Source organism: Sphingomonas sp. GW821-FHT03E12, from assembly GCF_059420685.1.
The window spans coordinates 380,012-396,981 of the sequence record NZ_JBWKUF010000004.1 but is presented as its reverse complement, the minus strand read 5'-3'; the positions used below and the strand labels follow the sequence as shown (position 1 = coordinate 396,981).

Below are 16,970 nucleotides of genomic sequence, written 5' to 3'. Positions count from 1 at the left end.
GCACATCGCCCGCGTCACGGTGACCCCCGGCACAAGGCCAGGGTGACGAACCCTCACTGATGATCCAGCATCCCCAAAATCCGCTTGGCGATGATGTTGTTCTGGATCTCGGTCGATCCGCCATAGATCGTCGTCGCCTTGCCGAAGAGCCAGGCGCGCGTGCCCTTGAGCTGCGCCTCGCTGAAGCCCTCGCCTTCCCAGCCGAGACCCTCGATCCCCTGGATCTCGATCAGCAGCTCGGCGCGCTCCTGCCCCAGCTTGGTGCCGACGGTCTTGAGGATCGACGACACCTCGGACACCCCGCCCGCGGCCTTGCTCTCCGCCTGAACCCGCATCGCGGTCAGCAGGAAGGCGCGCCAGTCCATCTCCCACTTGGCGATCCGCGCGCGCAGGTCGGGATCGGCGACACGACCTTCCGCATCGGCACCGACATATTTCTTGGCGATGTCGGCCAGAGACGGCCCGCTCGGCATCAGCCGCGATCCGCCGCCCGACAGGTTCGTCCGCTCGTGCTGGAGCAGGCGCTTGCCGATCGTCCAGCCCTGCCCCTCCTCGCCGACGCGGTTTTCCTTGGGCACCTTCACATCGGTGAAGAAGGTCTCGCAAAAGGGCGACATGCCGCTGATCATCTGGATCGGCTTCACCTCGACGCCCGGCGTATCCATGTCGATCAGGACGAAGGTGATGCCGCCCTGTTTCTGGCTCTTGTCGGTGCGCACGATGCAAAAGCATTTGTCCGCCCATTGCCCGCCCGACGTCCAGGTCTTCTGGCCGTTGACGAGGTAATGGTCGCCCTTGTCCTCGGCGAAGCATTGCAGATTGGCGAGGTCGGACCCCGCGTTCGGTTCCGAATAGCCCTGGCACCAGCGCACTTCGCCTTTGGCGATCGCCGGGATATGCTCGCGCTTCTGCGCCTCGTTGCCATATTCGAGCAAGGTCGGGCCGAACATCATCACGCCCATCCCGCCGATCGGGTTCCACGCCCCGGCCCTCGCCATCTCGTCGGCGAGCACCTTGGCCTCGGCCCGGCTCAACCCGCCGCCGCCATATTCGGCAGGCCAGGTCGGCACGCCCCAGCCCTTTTCGCCCATCGCCTTGCGCCAGGCGGCCTGGTCGGGGGTTTCCTCGGTCGGGCCTTCGACGGCGGACATGGTGTTGTCCTTGCCCTTGAGCGACGCGGGGAAGTTCACGGCGAGCCATTCGCGCACCTCGGTACGGAATTGGTCGAGGTCGTTTGTCGCCACCGGTTCTGCCAGGGTTGCCACCTTACTCTCCTTTTCCCCTCCGCGCCGGAGAGACTCGCCCTTGCGCGAGTCCAAACATCGGCACCGGCATGTTCTCATTTGCTTCAAGACCGCCCCTTGCCGGAGTCGGCCTCGAATTCATTTTTCGAGTTTGCGGTATGGCCCGAAGCGCGTCAAGCGCCGTTTTTGGCAGCAGCGGCGCAATCCCCCGAGACACGCTGCCACGCGCAAGCTAAAAGCCGCAGCCAAAGGGGATCTTATGCGCTTCGAACATCGGGCGGTGCCGATCGTGCTGGCCGCCGTCATGGTCGACTCGATCGGCTTCGGCATCATCATGCCGGTGCTACCACGGCTGATCGTCGAGCTCGCCCATGTCGGGCTCGAGGATGCGGCGCGGATCGGCGGCTATATGCTCGTCGCCTTCGCGATCGCGCAGTTCTTCGCGGGCCCGGTCCTCGGTACGCTGGGCGACGCGATCGGGCGGCGGCCCGTGCTACTCTTCTCGATGATCGCCTTCTCGATCGACTATGCGCTGATGGCCGCCGCCCCGACCATCGGCTGGCTGTTCCTCGGCCGCGTCATCGCCGGGATTGCGGGCGCGTCGTTCGGCCCCGCCAACGCGGTGCTCGCCGACGTCACCCCGCCCGAGAAGCGCGGCGCCACCTTCGGCCTGATGGGCGCGGCGTTCGGCATCGGCTTCATCCTCGGCCCGGCCTTGGGCGGCCTGCTCGCCGGTTTCGGGCCGCGCACCCCGTTCATCGCCGCAGCGGTACTGGCGGGGCTCAACGCGGTCTGGATCCTCACCATGCTGCCCGAGACGATCAAGCCGGAAGGACGCCGCCCCTTCCGCTGGGGCAACGCCCATATCTTCGCGGCGTTCAAGCCGATCTTCCATGCGGGCAATGCCGGCTGGCTGCTGGCAGCCATGTTCCTGTGGCAGTTCGCGCACATGGTCTATCCGGCGACCTGGGCGTTCTTCGGCGAGATCACCCTCGGCTGGAACGAAAAGATGATCGGCCTCTCGCTCGCCGCTGCCGGCCTGTGCATGGCCGCGGTGCAGATGCTGGTCACCGGCCGCGCGATCAAGGCATGGGGGGAGGAACGCACCGTCGTGCTCGGCATGGCGGCCGGCGGGCTTGCCTTCACCGCCTATGTCTTCGCGCGCGAAACCTGGATGATCTACGTGATCCTCGCGGTCAGCGCATTCCAGGCGCTCGCCTTCCCGTCGATGAACGCGCTGCTCTCGCGCATGACCGATGCCAGCCGTCAGGGCGCGCTCCAGGGCGGAATCGCCAGCCTCAACAGCGTCGCGCTGATCTTCGCGCCGCTGGCGCTCACCCAGTCGCTGGCCTTCGGCGCGGAGCACGGGTTCAAGGCAGGGAATTTCGTCCTGGCCGCAGCGCTCGCCTTCGGTGCGCTGACCATCATCGTGCTGCGCGTGGTGCCCAGGGTCCACAAGCGCGAAGCGGGCGAATCCGAACCGGCAGCGTAACGGCGGTTGCACACGGCGGGCCGCCTCCTATCTCGCGGCTCCAACCCAGGAGGTTTTCCCGACATGATCGATCTCTATTACTGGCCCACTCCGAACGGCCACAAGATCACGCTGTTCCTCGAGGAAGCCGGCCTCCCTTATACCATCCACCCGGTCAACATCGGCCAGGGCGACCAGTTCAAGCCCGACTTCCTCAAGATCGCACCCAACAACCGCATGCCCGCGATCATCGACACCGATCCGGCCGATGGCGGCGAGCCGATCAGCGTGTTCGAAAGCGGCGCGATCCTGACCTATCTCGCCAACAAAACCGGCAAGTTCTTCGGCCCGGCGCAGCGCGACAAGATCGTGCAGATGGAATGGCTGATGTGGCAGATGGGCGGGCTCGGCCCGATGTCGGGGCAGAACGGCCATTTCAACCGCTATGCGCCCGAGAAGATCCCCTACGCCCAGAAGCGCTATATCGACGAGACCAACCGCCTCTACGGCGTGCTCGACCGCCAGCTCGCGGGCAAGCCGTTCGTGACCGGCGAGGACTATTCGATCGCCGACATGGCGATCTATCCCTGGATCGTCCCGCATGAGGCGATGGGCCAGAACATCGACGACTTCCCGAACCTCAAACGCTGGTTCGAAGCCGTGAAGGCCCGCCCCGCGACGATCCGCGCCTATGCCAAGGGCGAAGAAATCCGCCCCAGCGATACGCCGATGACCGACGCGGACAAGAAGATCCTGTTCAACCAGACGGCGGAGAGCACGGCGAAGGTGTAGGGTTTGGACCCTGGGGCCTTTGGGCCCTCTCGATGAGGGAGTCAGCGGGTTGAGCATCGCAGCGCTTCAGGCATTCGGACCAGATATCTGGATCACCGATGGGCCGGAGGTAGCGGTGCTCGGCTTCCGCTACCCCACGCGCATGGTCGTCATCCGCCTTGGCACCGGCGAACTCTGGCTGTGGTCACCGGTCGCGCTGTCCGACGGGCTGAAGGCGGCGTTGATGACGCTGGGCGAGGTCCGGCATCTGGTCGCGCCCAACACCCTGCACGATCGCTTCCTCGGCGAATGGCGGCACGCCTATCCCGGCGCCATGCTGCACGCGGCGCCGGGATTGCGCGAGCGGCGGCAGGACCTCGCCTTCGACGTCGACCTCGCCGACGCGCCCCCACCCGAATGGGCCGCGGAGATCGATCAGGTGGTGGTGCGCGGCAACAGCATCACCACCGAAGTGGTGTTCTTCCACCGCCGGAGCGGCTCGGTGCTGTTCACCGATCTGGTCCAGCAATTCCGGCCCGGATGGTTCACGGGCTGGCGCGCGCTGGTGGCACGGCTCGACGCGATGGTCGGGACTATGCCGTCGGTGCCCCGAAAATTCCGCGTGGCGACGGTCGACCGGCAGGCTGCGCGTGTCGCGCTGCGGCGCATCCTCGCCTGGCCGTCCGGCAAGCTGGTGATGGCGCACGGCGCTCCGGTGCTGCAGGACGGCCGCGCCGCAATCGCCCACGCATTCCGTTGGCTAAAGGTCTGAACCGCCATCGCGCCCGGCAGCCGCCCGGAACAGCGCCGCGGACACCAGCCAAAGCACCGTGAACCCGCCCCCGAACAGCCAGGTCTTGAACACACCGTCCGACACCAAAGCGGTCACCGGTGCGGTCGCGACGGCGAGGGTCCACACCGACTGCATGACCGCCACGCCCATCATCGTCCGCGCCATGCCCTCGGCCCGGAACCGCGCGGCGTATCCGCCCACGACCGGCGCCATGACCAGCAGGAAGAAGCCGGCGCTGTCGACGCTGTCGCGGACGATCGTGGTCCACACGATCAGAAACGATGTCAGTGCCGCCACACCCACCCCCGCGCGATAGGCTCCGCTGCCGCCCATCTCGGCCGTCTTGCTCGATCCGCTCATGCTTCTGCCTCCTTCGGAAATACCGCCCCTCTTCGCACGGGTCGGGATGAGCGGCATGAGCGGGAGGTGAGCAAAGGCTGAAAAGCACCTTCGCGGACGAGAGCCGGTAAAGTCGCACTTGCGACGACCCTAGCAGCGTTGCGCTTTACCCGCCCCGCTTTCCCCGCCTAGCGTCCCCTCACCGCCGCGCGACTGACGCTTGAAGATGGGCCACCATCGGGAAGCGCGAACGGGTTGTGCCGCGCGTCTGGGCATCACTCTTTGTACCGGAGGATGGCATGCCCGAACTCGACAATCTCCTCGCCTTCGCTGCGATCGCGCTCGGCATGGTCCTGACGCCCGGACCGAACATGATCTATCTGATCTCGCGTTCCATCTCCCAGGGGCGGGCGGCGGGACTGATCTCGCTGTGCGGGATCGCGCTGGGCTTCATCGTCTACATGCTCTGCGCCGCCTATGGCCTCACCGCGCTGCTGATGGCCGTGCCCTTCGCCTACGACGCGATCCGCATCGCCGGTGCCGCCTATCTGCTGTGGCTGGCATGGCAGGCCGTGCGCCCCGGCGGCCGGTCGAGCTTCGAGGTGCGGGAACTGCCCCAGGACGGCCCAGGACGGCTCTTCACGATGGGGTTGGTGACCGTGCTGCTTAACCCCAAGGTCGCAGTCCTCTACCTTTCGCTTCTCCCCCAGTTCATCGATCCGGCCAAGGGCAGCGTGCTGGGCCAGGCCGTGGTGCTGGGTTCGATCCAGATCGCCACCAGCGTCACGGTCAACGCCGCGATCATCGTCTGCGCGGCCTTCATCGCGTGCTTCTTCCAGCAGCGCCCTGGCTTCGCGCTCGTCCAGCGCTGGCTGATGGGGACGGTACTCGCCGGGCTCGCGGTGCGGATGGCGACCGAGGCGCGGCGCTAGCCCTTGCCCGGCCGCCTCGACAGCCCGACGTCGAGATGCGCACCCGCGTCGAGCAGCATTGTCTCGCCGGTGATGACGCGGCTGGCGGGGTCGAGCAGGTTCACCACCGGCCCGGCGATATCCTCGGCATGCGCGGCCATCTGCATCGGCGTCTGGCCGGCGATGAACTTTTCGAACGCCTCGAACGCCTCCTGCGTCATCCGTTCGCTGAACCAGCCTGTGCCGACATAGCCGGGCGCGACCGCGTTGACCCGGATTGCCGGCGCCAGCACCCGCGCCAGGCTCTTGGTCATGGTCGCCAGTGCGCCCTTGGACGCGGCATAGGCGACCGACGATCCGTTGCCGAACACGCCCGCGACCGACGCGATGTTGACCACCGCGCTCGCCGGCCCCTCGCGCATCGCCGGGGCACAGGCGCGGATCATCTGAAAGGGCGCGACGGTGTTGAGCCGGTAGATGTCGAGGAAATCGTCGGCGCTGAGCGCCTCCAGATCCTCATGGTTGGCGAACTTGGTCTTGCCCGAATTGTTGACCAGCAGGTCGATCCGCCCGAACGCATCGACCGCGGCGGCCGCGAGCGCGCGGCACTGCGCATCGTCGGCGATGTCGGCCTGTACCGCGATCGATCCGTTGCCCAGCTCCGCCGCCAGTGCCTCGCCCGCATCCTTGCTCGAGGCATAGTTGATCACGCTGCGCACTCCGCGCTCCGCCAGCCGCCGTACCACCGCCGCGCCGATCCCGGTCCCGCCGCCCGTCACGATCGCGGCCATGCCGTCCATCGAAACGCCCATATCGCCCGCTCCCTGTCACATTTTCGAAGATCGCGTATGGCAGCCAATGGCCGTTTCGCCTAGCACTCCACCCGAATCGAGGAGAGAGCATGCAAACCGCCGCCGAAATCCTGTCCCAGCCCTTCGGCACCTTGCCCGATCTGATCGCCGCCCATGCGCGCGAACGCGGGGACAAGCTCGCGATCATCCAGGGCGACGCCAGCCTCACCTATGCCCAGCTCGACGCGCGGATGAACGCCATCGCCGCAGCGCTCCAGCGCGATGGACTTCAGCACGGGCAGGCGGTGGCGATCGTCGGGGCGATGGGGCTCGATTATGCCGCGCTCTTCCTCGGCGCGATCCGCGCAGGCGGCGCCCCCGCTCCGGTCGCCCCCTCATCCACCGGCGACCAGATGGCGGCGATGATCGCCGACAGCGGCACCACGCTGGTCTTCCTCGACGCCGATGCCGCAGCGACGCTCGGCAGCCGCCCGGTCACCGCACAACGCGTCGCGCTCGACGCGAGCGATGCGGGCGTCACCTTCGACACCTGGCTCGGCGACGCGGCCACGCCTGCCCCGGCCGTGATCGCGCCCGAGGATCCGTTCAACATCATCTATTCCTCGGGCACCACCGGCACGCCCAAGGGGATCGTCCAACCGCACGCGATGCGCTGGGCGCACATCGTGCACAATGCCGCCGCCGGGTTCGGCGATGCGGTGACGATGATCGCCACCCCGCTCTATTCGAACACCACATTGGTCAGCTTCATCCCGACACTCGGCTGGGGCGGCACCGCGGTGCTGCTCGGCAAGTTCGACGCGCGCGGCTTCCTCGAAGCGGCGGCGAAGCATCGCGGCACCCATGCCATGCTGGTCCCGGTCCAGTATCAGCGGATCATGGCGATCGAGGATTTCGACGCCTTCGATCTCTCCGCCTTCCGGATCAAGACCTGCACCAGCGCGCCCTTCTCCCCCGCGCTCAAGGCCGATGTGCTGGCGCGCTGGCCCGGCATGCTGATCGAATATTACGGGATGACCGAGGGCGGCGGCACCTGCGTGCTGATGTGCAACATGTTCCCGAACAAGCTCCACACCGTCGGCATGCCCGTCCCCGGCCACGACATCCGCCTGATCGACGACGAAGGGCGCGAGGTCCCGCAGGGCGAGATGGGCGAAGTGGTCGGCCGCAGCCCGGCGATGATGAGCGGCTATCATGGCCGCAAACAGGCCAGCGCCGACGCCGAATGGTTCGATGCCGAGGGCAATCGCTATATCCGCCATGGCGATGTCGGCCGGTTCGACGCGGAGGGCTTCCTTACCCTGATGGACCGCAAGAAGGACCTGATCATCTCGGGCGGGTTCAACATCTACCCGAGCGACCTCGAAGCCGAATTAGCCAAGCATCCCGCGGTACGCGATTGCGCGGTGGTCGGGGTGCCGTCGGAACAATGGGGAGAGACCCCGGTCGGCTTCTACGTCCCCGCCGGCGAAACTCCCGCCGCCGAAGTGCTGGCAACGATCAACGCCGTGCTCGGCAAAACCCAGCGGCTCGCCGCGCTGCTCCCGATCGACGAACTGCCGCGCAGCGCGATCGGCAAGGTGCTCAAGCGCGAACTGCGCGACCGCTATCTGGAAGCGCTCCCGGCATGACCTCGCTCCCCGCCCTTCTGGCGCAGGCACAGCGCAGCGAAACCGGCTTCGCCACCGAGATCCCGCCCAACTGGCTTCAGGGGCGCACTGCCTATGGCGGGCTCTCGACCGCACTCGCGCTCGCTGCGGCGAAGCAGATCGAGCCGGACCTGCCCCCGCTCCGCTCGGCGCAGGTCGCCTTTATCGGTCCGCTCTCAGGCCCCGTAACGGTGAGCGCGACCAAGCTGCGCCGCGGCCGCAACGCCGCCTTCATTCAGGCCGACATCGTGTCCGAAGCGGGCCTCGGCCTGCGCACGACCTTCGTCTTCATGGCGCAGCTCCAGTCGGCGATCGACCATGACGTGACGGCCCCCTCGGACCACCGCCCGCCACCCGCAGATGCGCCGCTCTACACCGGCCCGGCGGAGTTCTTCACCGGCAACTTCAACTTCTTCGACCTGAAGGCGCCCGGCGCCACCGAATGGCTGCGCTGGGGCCGGCTGATCGATCGCGAAGGACTGGACCCGGAGGTCGAGCTGATGGCGATGGGCGACGCCCTGCCCCCCGCGGCGTTCAAGCTGTTCCAGAAGATGACCCCGCTCTCCTCGCTCACCTGGATCGTCAACATCCTCCTGCCCCGCGCCACGACGCGCGATGGCTGGTGGCTGCTCGAAGCGGAGACCGACCGCGCCCGCGACGGCTATTCCAGCCAGTCGATGCGGATGTCGAACGCCGATGGCGCGCGCGTGGCGGAGGGGATGCAGGGGGTGGCCATCTTCGGCTGAACGGCCGCGAGCCCCCCTCTTGCGGACACTGACGCGTGGCCTCTAGCCTAGTTGCATGAGCGATCGACCGGAAAGTTCACGAGCCCGGCGCTGGCCGTGGTGGGCAGTCTTTCCGGGCCTCATGCTGGGTATGACCATCTTCAGGCTGTTGTCTGAATACTTCCCGCCGTTGAGCGACGCCGGACGCCAGACCGTCGTGGCGGTAGCCGCGATCCTGATCGCAGGGTTCCTCACCTATTCCATCTACCGGTTCGTACGGATGTAATCCCGGGCGCACGACCGCCCCCGCCCAACGGGCGCCCGTTCCCCTCGCTCACCGGGAATTCAGCCCCTAGTCGGCGGGCGCAGCTTCCGCTTGAGGCTTTACATAGCGCCCCATGAACAGGATCAGCCCGGTCCGCCGGTCGCGCAGCAGAAACAGGAACGGTTTGTCCGCCCGGAAGACGAACGGGGGCGGCGGCGGCGGTGCCCGCCGGAGGCCGCTGACGATGATGTCCATGACAACCGCCGTCGCCGCCGCAGCCTCCGAACCGGTCTCGTCGACATCGAGATAGGTCTTGTGAATGACGTGCTCGATGTTCAGCCCAACCGCGAGAGGATTCTCGCCGGGATAGGGAAATGCGGCGATCCCCAGGAAATCGGCCTTCTTCGAAAATGCGGTTGGCGCTCCCATCGCCTTGAGCAGTTCCTTGAGGTCGGCCCGCCATTCGAGATGCATCCTGGGCATGGTCAGGATAGTCTCGCGCTGCGGGGCCTTGGCGAGGTCACCCAGCCAGTCGGCAAGATTGCCTGCCGTGAGCTTCTCTTCGAGTTTCGGCAGGCCCTTCGCCGAGCTTGGCAGAAGCACCACCATCTCGACCTCATTCCCCACATAGGGCAGCGCAATCGCCTTGGTGCCGCCGCGCTCGATGACCTGAAAGTCCGATCGCTGGGACATGAGCGACGCGGTCACCTGACCGCCATCCAGCAGGTTGAAGGGTTCCGGCTTCGTCTGCTTCCTGTCGAAGGCGCTGGCCCAGCCCCCCTTCCAGTAGATGGCGTTGACGAGGACAGCGCGGGTGCTGTCACTGACATCGCCCGGCTGCAACAGGTCCTTGATCCTGTCCCGCGTGCGTTCCGCGACCCAGCCATTGACCTTCAGCCGTGCCGCATCCGTGTCTCCGCGAAAGTTCACGCGTTGCAGTCCCGCCTTGGCGAAGGCGACCAGGTCCTGCTCATAGTCCGGGAGCAGCGGCATCCCGTCCTGCAGCCAGACGGCATTTGCCGTGCGCAGCTCGCGGCGCGGCCCGCCGAAGCTCATCGTCTCGAGCAGCTGCCCGTTGACGCGCAGATAGTCGCGCGGCGGCTTTCCGAAATGGAAGGTCTTCTCAAGCTCCGCCGCCGTCGTGCCGCGCGCACCGCGATAGGCCAGACCGACGGCGACCGAGACGCTGGCCGGCGACAGGAAATGATTCTCATCGGCGGTCAGCGTGCGCCGGTACAGGTCGATCGAGAACGCATTGATCCCCGCGACCGCTGCTTTCGCGTCCGCGCCGATCACGGCCGCTATGGGACGAATCGGCTCGTCTCGCGGCACATCCGCTTCCTGACAGAAAGCGGGCGCCGCCATGATCGCCGCCGCAATGGCGATCGTTTCTGCGATCTTCCGGTACGACATTCCGCGCTCCCACGCCGCCTTTGGCGGGACCTTCGCGCAAACTTCCTAGCGCTCCGTAAATTGCGCAGCGCGCTCAGCCGATAGCGTACGCCGCTCGCGCCTTATCTCCCGATACAAATTGCGACACTTTGTCCCCGCGCTGACATAGCGCTGCGACAGCGGGCGTTCAGAAGGGCACCACCGCGGCACCCCCTTGCCGCCCCGACAGGAGCCTGCCCCGATGAAGACTATTCTGACAGCAACCGCGATCGGCGCGATGCTGGCCGCCGGTGTCGCGATTGCGATGCAGACCGGGACGCCAGCCGACGCCGCGCCCAAGAAGCCGGTCACCAAGGCCGAGATGCTCGCGCGCGCTGATGCGCGCTTCGATCGCATGGACACCAACAAGGACGGCCAGCTCGACGCCGCCGAGCGCAAGGCCGGTGCCGAGGCCGCGCGCGCCGCCATGGCCGACCGCAAGGGCGGCGAGATGGCCGACTTCATGCCCGGTGGCGGCCGTGGCGGACGGATGGGCGCCGGAATGGAAGGCCGGATGCTCGGCCGGATCGACACCAATGGCGACGGCATGATCAGCAGGGCCGAGAACCGTGCTGCAGCCGAGGCCCGCTTCGTGCGGATGGACGCCAATGGCGACGGCACGATCGGCGCCGACGAGCGCGGCAAGGGCATGGGCAAGTGGAAGCGCGGCCGCGGCGGCGAGGAAGGCGCACGCCGGGGCGGCCTGCGCTCCATCGGCCATGGGATGAAGGCCGATGCCAATGGCGACGGCGTGATCACCCGTGCCGAGTTCGACGCGCAGAATGCCGCGCGCTTCGCCGCGATGGATGCGAACAAGGACGGCAAGATCGACCAATCGGAGATGCCTCAGCCGCGCCGCAAGCGCGGCATGACGCCGGCCACCCCTGACACCCCTCAGGGCGAGTGACGGCGATGCCGGGCGGGCTTTACGACCTCCTCCGTGCCGCCCGCCCGGCACTTCCCGTGCTCGACGAATCTGCTACGCCGGGGGAGATGACTGCCGAGATTCCGCATTTGCTGCTCGTCGATGACGAGCGATCGATCCGCGAGCCGCTGGCGCAGTATCTGACCAAGCAGAATTTCCGCGTGACCCAGGTCGCCGATGCCGAAGCGGCGCGTGCGCGGCTGTCGGCCTATGCGATCGATCTGGTGGTGCTCGACATTATGATGCCGGGCGAGGACGGCCTTAGCCTCTGCCGCCATATTCGCGCGACCGGCGACACGCCGGTGATCCTGCTCACGGCGAAGAGCGAGGAGACCGACCGGATCGTCGGGCTCGAGATGGGCGCCGACGATTATGTCGTGAAGCCGTTCTCACCGCGCGAGCTCGCCGCGCGGATCAAGGTGGTGCTGCGCCGCATGCAGGCGGGCGGCACGCGCCAGCACGCGCCCGAAAGCGGCAGCTTCGCCTTTTCCGGATGGGTGCTCAAGACCGGCGAGCGCGCGCTGGTGGATCGCGAAGGCGTGTCGGTGCCGCTCTCGACCGGTGAGTATAATCTCCTGCTCGCGCTGGTGATGCGCCCGCGTGCGGTGCTGACCCGCGACCAGCTGCTCGACCTGACCCAGGGCCGCGAGGCCGCCGCCTTCGACCGCGCGATCGACAATCAGGTCAGCCGCCTGCGCAAGAAGATCGAGCCGGACGCGAAGACCCCCACCCTCATCAAGACCGTATGGGGCGGCGGCTACACGCTGGCGAGCGACGTCACCCGCCTATGAGCTGCTGGCTGTGACTCGCTTCCTCAACCGCCTGATGCCGCGCAGCCTGACCGGCCAGATCGCGCTGCTCGTCGCGCTCGCACTGTTCGTGGCACAGGCGATCAACTTCGGCCTGATCCTGCGCGAGCGGCGTGCCACCCGGTTCGAACAGATCACCGCGCCGACCATCACCCGCGTCGTCGACGGCGCCGAGCGGATCCGCGACGGCCGGTTCCGCGAAGCGCCCGACGGTCGTCGCGGACGACTCCGGCTCGAGGCCGCCAACCCGATCCCGCCAGGCCTTCCGCGCCGCATCGATGTCGAGGACGGCATTCGCCAGGCAATGCGCGAATCCAATATCGCGATCGGCCAGATCGTCACCGGCGTGAAGCCGATCTCGCCCACCGACCCCCGCTTCGCCCGGATGAACGCACTGCGCGCCGAGCGGATCAAGCGCTGGGGCAGCGAACTCACCGTCGCGGTCGAGCTGCCCGGCAAGGGCTGGCTGGTGCTCACCTCCGGCTGGCCGCGCAACGACCGCGACGTGATCTGGCGGCTGATCGCACAGACGCTGATCATCTATGCGATCGTGCTGATCCCCGTACTGTGGGTCGGCCACCGCGTCGCGCGCCCGCTGCGCAAGCTCGCCAGCGCCGCGCGCGAGTTCCACCCCGCCGCACCCGGCGACCCGATCGAGGAACGCGGCCCCGGCGACGTGCGCGCGGTGATCGCCGCCTATAATCTGATGAGCCGCCGCGTCACCGCGATGCTGGACGAGAAGGACCAGATGCTCGGCGCGATCGGCCATGACCTGCGCACGCCGCTCGCCGCGCTGCGCGTCCGCATCGAATCGGTCGAGGACGAGGAAGACCGCGCGCGGATGGCCGACACGATCGACGAGATGAACCGCACGCTCGACGATATCCTCAGCCTCGCCCGCCTCGGCCGCCCCAGCGAACCGCCGACCGAGACCGATCTCTCGGCGCTGATCGACGCGGTGGTCGACGATTTCCGCGAGCTGGGCCACGCCGTCGACTATCAGGACGGTCAGCGCCTCATCGTCCGCCTGCGCCCCGCGCTGATGCGCCGCGCCGTCCGCAACCTGATCGAGAACGCGGTCAAATATGGCGGTGGCGGCGAGGTGCTGCTGTCCTCCGATCCTGCGCAGGTGCGGATCGAGGTCGCCGATCGCGGTCCCGGCATCCCCGCGGAGCAGCTCGCCGCGGTGTTCGATCCCTTCACCCGGCTCGACCCCTCGCGCAACCGCACCACGGGCGGCGTCGGCCTCGGCCTCACCCTCGCCCGCGCGATCGTGCGCGAGGCGGGCGGCGATATCGCGCTCGCCAACCGCGAGGGCGGCGGCCTCTCCGCCACAATCACGCTGCCGCGGCGGTGACTCCGCCCGCACCGGACGATATGCAGCGGGTCATGAACGAAACTCCTGCGGAAAAGGCCGAAGCCCGCGCGATCCGCCGCCGCTGGCTGACGATCGGCGAGCTGGTCGCGGTGGCGGGCGTGATCATCGCCGGCGTATCGCTTTGGGTGAGCTGGGCCGACAAGCGCGACGAGGCGAGCCAGAAGGCGAACGCCGCGTCCAAGGCTGCCGCCGCCGAGACCCGGCTCGATCTGCGTGCCGCGGTAAGCGACGGCGGCAAACAGGCGGCGCTCAGCGATCCCGTCCACGAGATCCTCGACACCGCGGTCGCCTTCCCCAAATCCCTGGGCGTCGGCGCGCAGGCGCCAGTGCTGCCGCGGATCGAATCGGGCTGGTTCAGCGGCGCAGTGCTGGCCGCGACCGACAAGGGGGCGGATGAGCGCGAGGGGCGGCTGCCGGTGCTGGTGACGGTCAGCTACCGCGCAGGCGACGCGACCAGGCAGGACCGCGCGATCGTCGAGCTGGTATGGCGCACCAGCGGCCGCATGCTCGCCGGGCGGGAGCTCCGCATCGAGGCGGCGCGCATCCGCGAACGCGGCGGCGATCAGGCGCGGATCGATGCGCTATGGGCGCAGGAAGCGGCTCGGCTCAGCGCGCGCTAGGCGGCAAAAGAAAAGGCCCCTCCCGCGCGGGGAGAGGCCTGTCCTTGTTCTTCAGGCCGAAGCCCGAAATCAGCCGACGATTTCTTCCGGCTTGAAGAAGAACGCGATCTCGATCGCCGCATTCTCGTCCGAGTCCGAACCGTGCACCGAGTTCGCCTCGATCGATTCGGCCAGCTCCTTGCGGATCGTGCCGGCATCGGCGTTCGCCGGGTTGGTCGCGCCCATGATGTCGCGGTTGCGCTGCACGGCGTTCTCGCCTTCCAGCACCTGCACGACCACCGGGCCCGAGATCATGAACTCGACCAGGTCGTTGAAGAAGGGGCGCTCGCGGTGGACGCCGTAGAAGCCCTCGGCCTGCTCGCGGCTCATCTGGATGCGCTTCGAAGCGACGACGCGAAGGCCCGCTTCCTCCAGCATCTTGGTGACCGCACCGGTCAGATTGCGGCGGGTGGCATCGGGCTTGATGATCGAAAAGGTCCGGTTCGCGGCCATGGCCGTGCGGCTCCTGTTATTAGGGGTGGGGATTGCGCGGCGCTCTAGTCGGGCAAGACGGCGGTGGCAAGGGGGAGGCTGTTCCTACCGCCCTCACTTGATGGAGCGCTGGCGATTGTACGCGAGTTCGCTAAGCAACCTTCCCAGTGGTCCCGATGAATCTTCCCAATCGAGCAGGAAGCGCGGGTAAGACGGTTCGAACTCGGCCGAGTTCTCCATGCGATTTAGCTCGCCAAGCACGTTCCTGAGAACTCCGACAGAAAACGGACCTTTGCCAAGCCGCTCTTGCGCATTGATGGCCTTCTCGACCTGAACAACCGCGTCGCTGATATTCGCCATGCTCGCTGCAAAGCCTCCAAGGAGAACAATCTAAGCCGCCTGCCCCCAGCGGCCATTCTCGTCCTGCTTCCAGTAGCGCCGCTCGACGCCCTCGCGGTCGGCCAGCCCCTTCCACGCCGCACGCGCCGCGCCGATGCTGTCCTCACCGAAGAAGTGAAACGCCCGATCGAACTCCAGTGCCGCGTCGCGCCACTCGCCGTCGATCAGCGCGACGAAGCGCGCGCCATTGGCCGGTGCCACCTCGCCTGCGATCAGCACCGGCTGGACCTTGTCGTCCCCCGCCCCAGCCTGCGCATGGGGCAGGAAGCTCTCGACCTGCCAGGTCCAGAGCGAGCCATCGATCCGCTGGCGCTGATGTTCGTCAGCCGAGACGATCAGCAGCCGCTGGCCGCTCTCCACCACCTTCACCGCGATGCCGGGGAGCGCCCGCTCCAGCGGCGTCACGGTGAGATGGTAGAAGTCGACCTGCATTAGTTTCTCCAGATCCCTCCCGCGAGCGGGAGGGGTGGGTCAGCCCTCGAAATTGTCGCGGACGAAGCGGTCGAGCAGGCGCACGCCGTAACCGGTCGCGCCCTTGTCATAGGTGCTGCCCGGCTTGTCTGCCCACACCATGCCCGCAATGTCGAGATGCGCCCAGCGTACGCCTTCATCGACGAAGCGCTGGATGAACTGCGCCGCGGTGATCGATCCGGCGCCGCGCGGGCCGACATTCTTCATGTCGGCGATCGGGCTGTCGATCAGCTTGTTGTACGCGTCGCCGAGCGGAAAGCGCCACAGCAGGTCGCCGGTCGCGCGGCCCGCGGCCAGCAGCTCATCGGCCAGACCGTCGTCATTGGCGAACAGGCCGCCATGCTCGCTGCCCAGGCTGATGATCATCGCGCCGGTCAGCGTCGCCAGGTCGACGATGGTCTTGGGCGCATGCACCTTCTGGACCCAGGTGATCGCGTCGCAGAGCACCAGACGGCCTTCGGCGTCGGTGTTGATCACCTCGATCGTCTGGCCCGACATCGAGGTCACGATGTCGCCCGGGCGCTGGGCATTGCCGTCGGGCATGTTCTCGACCAGCCCGCACACGCCGATGACGTTCGCCTTCGCCTTGCGGGTGGCGAGCGCCTTCATCGCGCCCGCGACGGCCCCGGCACCGCCCATGTCCCACTTCATGTCTTCCATGCCCGCGGCCGGCTTGATCGAGATGCCGCCGGTGTCGAAGGTCACGCCCTTGCCGACCAGCGCGAGGTCGACGTCACCGTCGCCCTTGCCGTTCCAGCGCATCGCCAGCAGCCGCGCCTCGCGCACCGACCCCTGCGCCACGCCGAGCAGCGCCCCCATGCCCAGCTTCTCCATCGCGGCGCGATCGAGCACCTCGATCTCGACGCCCAGCTCGGCGAGGTGGCGGCAGCGCTCCACGAAGCTCTCGGGATAGACGATGTTGGGGGGATCGGAGACAAGGCCGCGGGTCAGGTCGAGCCCGCCGGTGACCGCGGCCTGATCGGCATAGGCCGCCTCGGTGCCTTCCGTGGCCCCGGCGACGATGATCGCCTCCAGCGTCGGCTTCTGCTTGTCGGTCAGGCGTGTGCGATAGACGTCGTGGCGCCAGCCGCGCTGCACCGCCGCGGCGGCGAGACGTGCGGCCGCGCGTGCCGAGGGCGTGCCGCCCAGGCTCGCCAGATCGACCGCAATCGCGGTGACGCCCGACGTCAGGTAGCGCGCGGTCAGCGCGCCGCCCGCGCGCTCATAATCCGCCTCGCTGCCCGAACCGACGCCCAGCAGCACCACGCGGTTCGCGCCATCCGAACCCGGCACGAAGATCTCGACGATCCCGCCTGCTTCGCCCTCGAACCGGCCGGCCTTGGCCGCGCCACGCGCAAGCGCCAGCGTGGCGTCATCCAGCACACCCGCCGGAATACGGTCGATGCCGTCCTTCTCGACCGGCAGGGCAACGACGCCCGCATCGGCTGGGCGGGCGGCGGAAAATGTTACGCGCATGAAGCTTCCT

General features: G+C 67.6%; 18 protein-coding genes and 1 riboswitch. Of the genes, 10 read left to right on the top strand and 8 right to left on the bottom strand.

The features are described 5' to 3' along the window. Positions 1-53: 53 nt before the first annotated feature. Positions 54-1,265 carry an acyl-CoA dehydrogenase family protein gene (locus AC07TU_RS15180; RefSeq protein WP_495188757.1) on the bottom strand — a complete coding sequence of 404 codons (1,212 nt, stop codon included), beginning with the start codon at positions 1,263-1,265 and terminating at the stop codon, positions 54-56. A 238-nt stretch (positions 1,266-1,503) separates the two neighbouring features. Here AC07TU_RS15180 and AC07TU_RS15175 point away from each other — a divergent pair, with 238 nt between their 5' ends. From AC07TU_RS15175 to AC07TU_RS15165, 3 genes are all read left to right on the top strand, one after another. Beyond that, complete coding sequence (locus tag AC07TU_RS15175; protein WP_495188756.1) at positions 1,504-2,736, top strand: TCR/Tet family MFS transporter; 1,233 nt, start codon at positions 1,504-1,506, stop codon at positions 2,734-2,736. 63 nt (positions 2,737-2,799) lie between these two features. Beyond that, entirely contained in the window at positions 2,800-3,507 is a 708-nt protein-coding gene (locus AC07TU_RS15170) for a glutathione binding-like protein (protein ID WP_495188755.1), read from the top strand. 49 nt (positions 3,508-3,556) lie between these two features. Then, positions 3,557-4,258, top strand: coding sequence for a DUF4336 domain-containing protein (locus AC07TU_RS15165; protein WP_495188754.1), 702 nt, complete (start codon positions 3,557-3,559; stop codon positions 4,256-4,258). Here AC07TU_RS15165 and AC07TU_RS15160 read toward each other — a convergent pair. Continuing rightward, on the bottom strand, positions 4,247-4,639 hold the full coding sequence (locus AC07TU_RS15160; RefSeq protein ID WP_495188753.1) for a hypothetical protein: 393 nt from the start codon (positions 4,637-4,639) through the stop codon (positions 4,247-4,249). The two genes, AC07TU_RS15165 and AC07TU_RS15160, sit on opposite strands and share 12 nt — an antisense overlap. Positions 4,640-4,817: 178 nt before the next feature. Further along, a riboswitch (ZMP/ZTP riboswitch) is annotated at positions 4,818-4,899 on the top strand. An 18-nt stretch (positions 4,900-4,917) separates the two neighbouring features. On the opposite strand from AC07TU_RS15160, the gene AC07TU_RS15155 reads away from it, so the two are divergent. After that, the gene (locus AC07TU_RS15155) at positions 4,918-5,550 is read left to right on the top strand and encodes a LysE family translocator (RefSeq protein ID WP_495188752.1); all 633 of its coding nucleotides are present in this window, start codon (positions 4,918-4,920) and stop codon (positions 5,548-5,550) included. On the opposite strand, the gene AC07TU_RS15150 is transcribed toward AC07TU_RS15155, so the two are convergent. Further along, on the bottom strand, positions 5,547-6,341 hold the full coding sequence (locus AC07TU_RS15150) for an SDR family NAD(P)-dependent oxidoreductase (RefSeq protein WP_495188751.1): 795 nt from the start codon (positions 6,339-6,341) through the stop codon (positions 5,547-5,549). The two genes, AC07TU_RS15155 and AC07TU_RS15150, sit on opposite strands and share 4 nt — an antisense overlap. An 89-nt stretch (positions 6,342-6,430) precedes the next feature. Here AC07TU_RS15150 and AC07TU_RS15145 point away from each other — a divergent pair, with 89 nt between their 5' ends. Both AC07TU_RS15145 and AC07TU_RS15140 read left to right on the top strand, forming a co-directional pair. Beyond that, positions 6,431-7,972 (top strand): class I adenylate-forming enzyme family protein, encoded by a 1,542-nt coding sequence (locus AC07TU_RS15145; protein ID WP_495188750.1) that lies wholly within the window; start codon positions 6,431-6,433, stop codon positions 7,970-7,972. Next, positions 7,969-8,736 (top strand): thioesterase family protein, encoded by a 768-nt coding sequence (locus AC07TU_RS15140; protein ID WP_495188749.1) that lies wholly within the window; start codon positions 7,969-7,971, stop codon positions 8,734-8,736. The genes AC07TU_RS15145 and AC07TU_RS15140 overlap by 4 nt, the downstream gene beginning before the upstream one ends. Before the next feature lie 331 nt (positions 8,737-9,067). On the opposite strand, the gene AC07TU_RS15135 is transcribed toward AC07TU_RS15140, so the two are convergent. Beyond that, complete coding sequence (locus AC07TU_RS15135; protein ID WP_495188748.1) at positions 9,068-10,393, bottom strand: serpin family protein; 1,326 nt, start codon at positions 10,391-10,393, stop codon at positions 9,068-9,070. A 220-nt stretch (positions 10,394-10,613) separates the two neighbouring features. On the opposite strand from AC07TU_RS15135, the gene AC07TU_RS15130 reads away from it, so the two are divergent. The 4 genes from AC07TU_RS15130 to AC07TU_RS15115 all read left to right on the top strand — a co-directional run bounded on the left by AC07TU_RS15130 (position 10,614) and on the right by AC07TU_RS15115 (position 14,143). Then, positions 10,614-11,318 carry an EF-hand domain-containing protein gene (locus tag AC07TU_RS15130; protein WP_495188747.1) on the top strand — a complete coding sequence of 235 codons (705 nt, stop codon included), beginning with the start codon at positions 10,614-10,616 and terminating at the stop codon, positions 11,316-11,318. Positions 11,319-11,404: 86 nt separating this feature from the next. Beyond that, positions 11,405-12,127 (top strand): response regulator, encoded by a 723-nt coding sequence (locus AC07TU_RS15125; RefSeq protein WP_495188746.1) that lies wholly within the window; start codon positions 11,405-11,407, stop codon positions 12,125-12,127. A gap of 34 nt (positions 12,128-12,161) precedes the next feature. After that, positions 12,162-13,502, top strand: a complete 1,341-nt coding sequence (locus AC07TU_RS15120; RefSeq protein ID WP_495189022.1) for a sensor histidine kinase — start codon at positions 12,162-12,164, stop codon at positions 13,500-13,502. A 32-nt stretch (positions 13,503-13,534) separates the two neighbouring features. After that, a complete protein-coding gene (locus AC07TU_RS15115) occupies positions 13,535-14,143 on the top strand; it encodes a hypothetical protein (RefSeq protein WP_495188745.1) in 609 nt (202 codons plus the stop codon). A gap of 69 nt (positions 14,144-14,212) precedes the next feature. Here the strand turns inward: AC07TU_RS15115 and ndk are convergent, their stop codons facing one another. The 4 genes from ndk to AC07TU_RS15095 form a co-directional block, all read right to left on the bottom strand. Next, a complete protein-coding gene (gene ndk / locus AC07TU_RS15110) occupies positions 14,213-14,635 on the bottom strand; it encodes a nucleoside-diphosphate kinase (RefSeq protein ID WP_495163091.1) in 423 nt (140 codons plus the stop codon). Between the two features lie 93 nt (positions 14,636-14,728). Further along, a complete protein-coding gene (locus AC07TU_RS15105) occupies positions 14,729-14,974 on the bottom strand; it encodes a hypothetical protein (protein WP_495188744.1) in 246 nt (81 codons plus the stop codon). Between the two features lie 30 nt (positions 14,975-15,004). Continuing rightward, the gene (locus AC07TU_RS15100; RefSeq protein ID WP_495188743.1) at positions 15,005-15,445 is read right to left on the bottom strand and encodes a DNA polymerase III subunit chi; all 441 of its coding nucleotides are present in this window, start codon (positions 15,443-15,445) and stop codon (positions 15,005-15,007) included. A 39-nt stretch (positions 15,446-15,484) separates the two neighbouring features. Beyond that, positions 15,485-16,960, bottom strand: a complete 1,476-nt coding sequence (locus AC07TU_RS15095) for a leucyl aminopeptidase (RefSeq protein ID WP_495188742.1) — start codon at positions 16,958-16,960, stop codon at positions 15,485-15,487. Positions 16,961-16,970 lie beyond the last annotated feature (10 nt).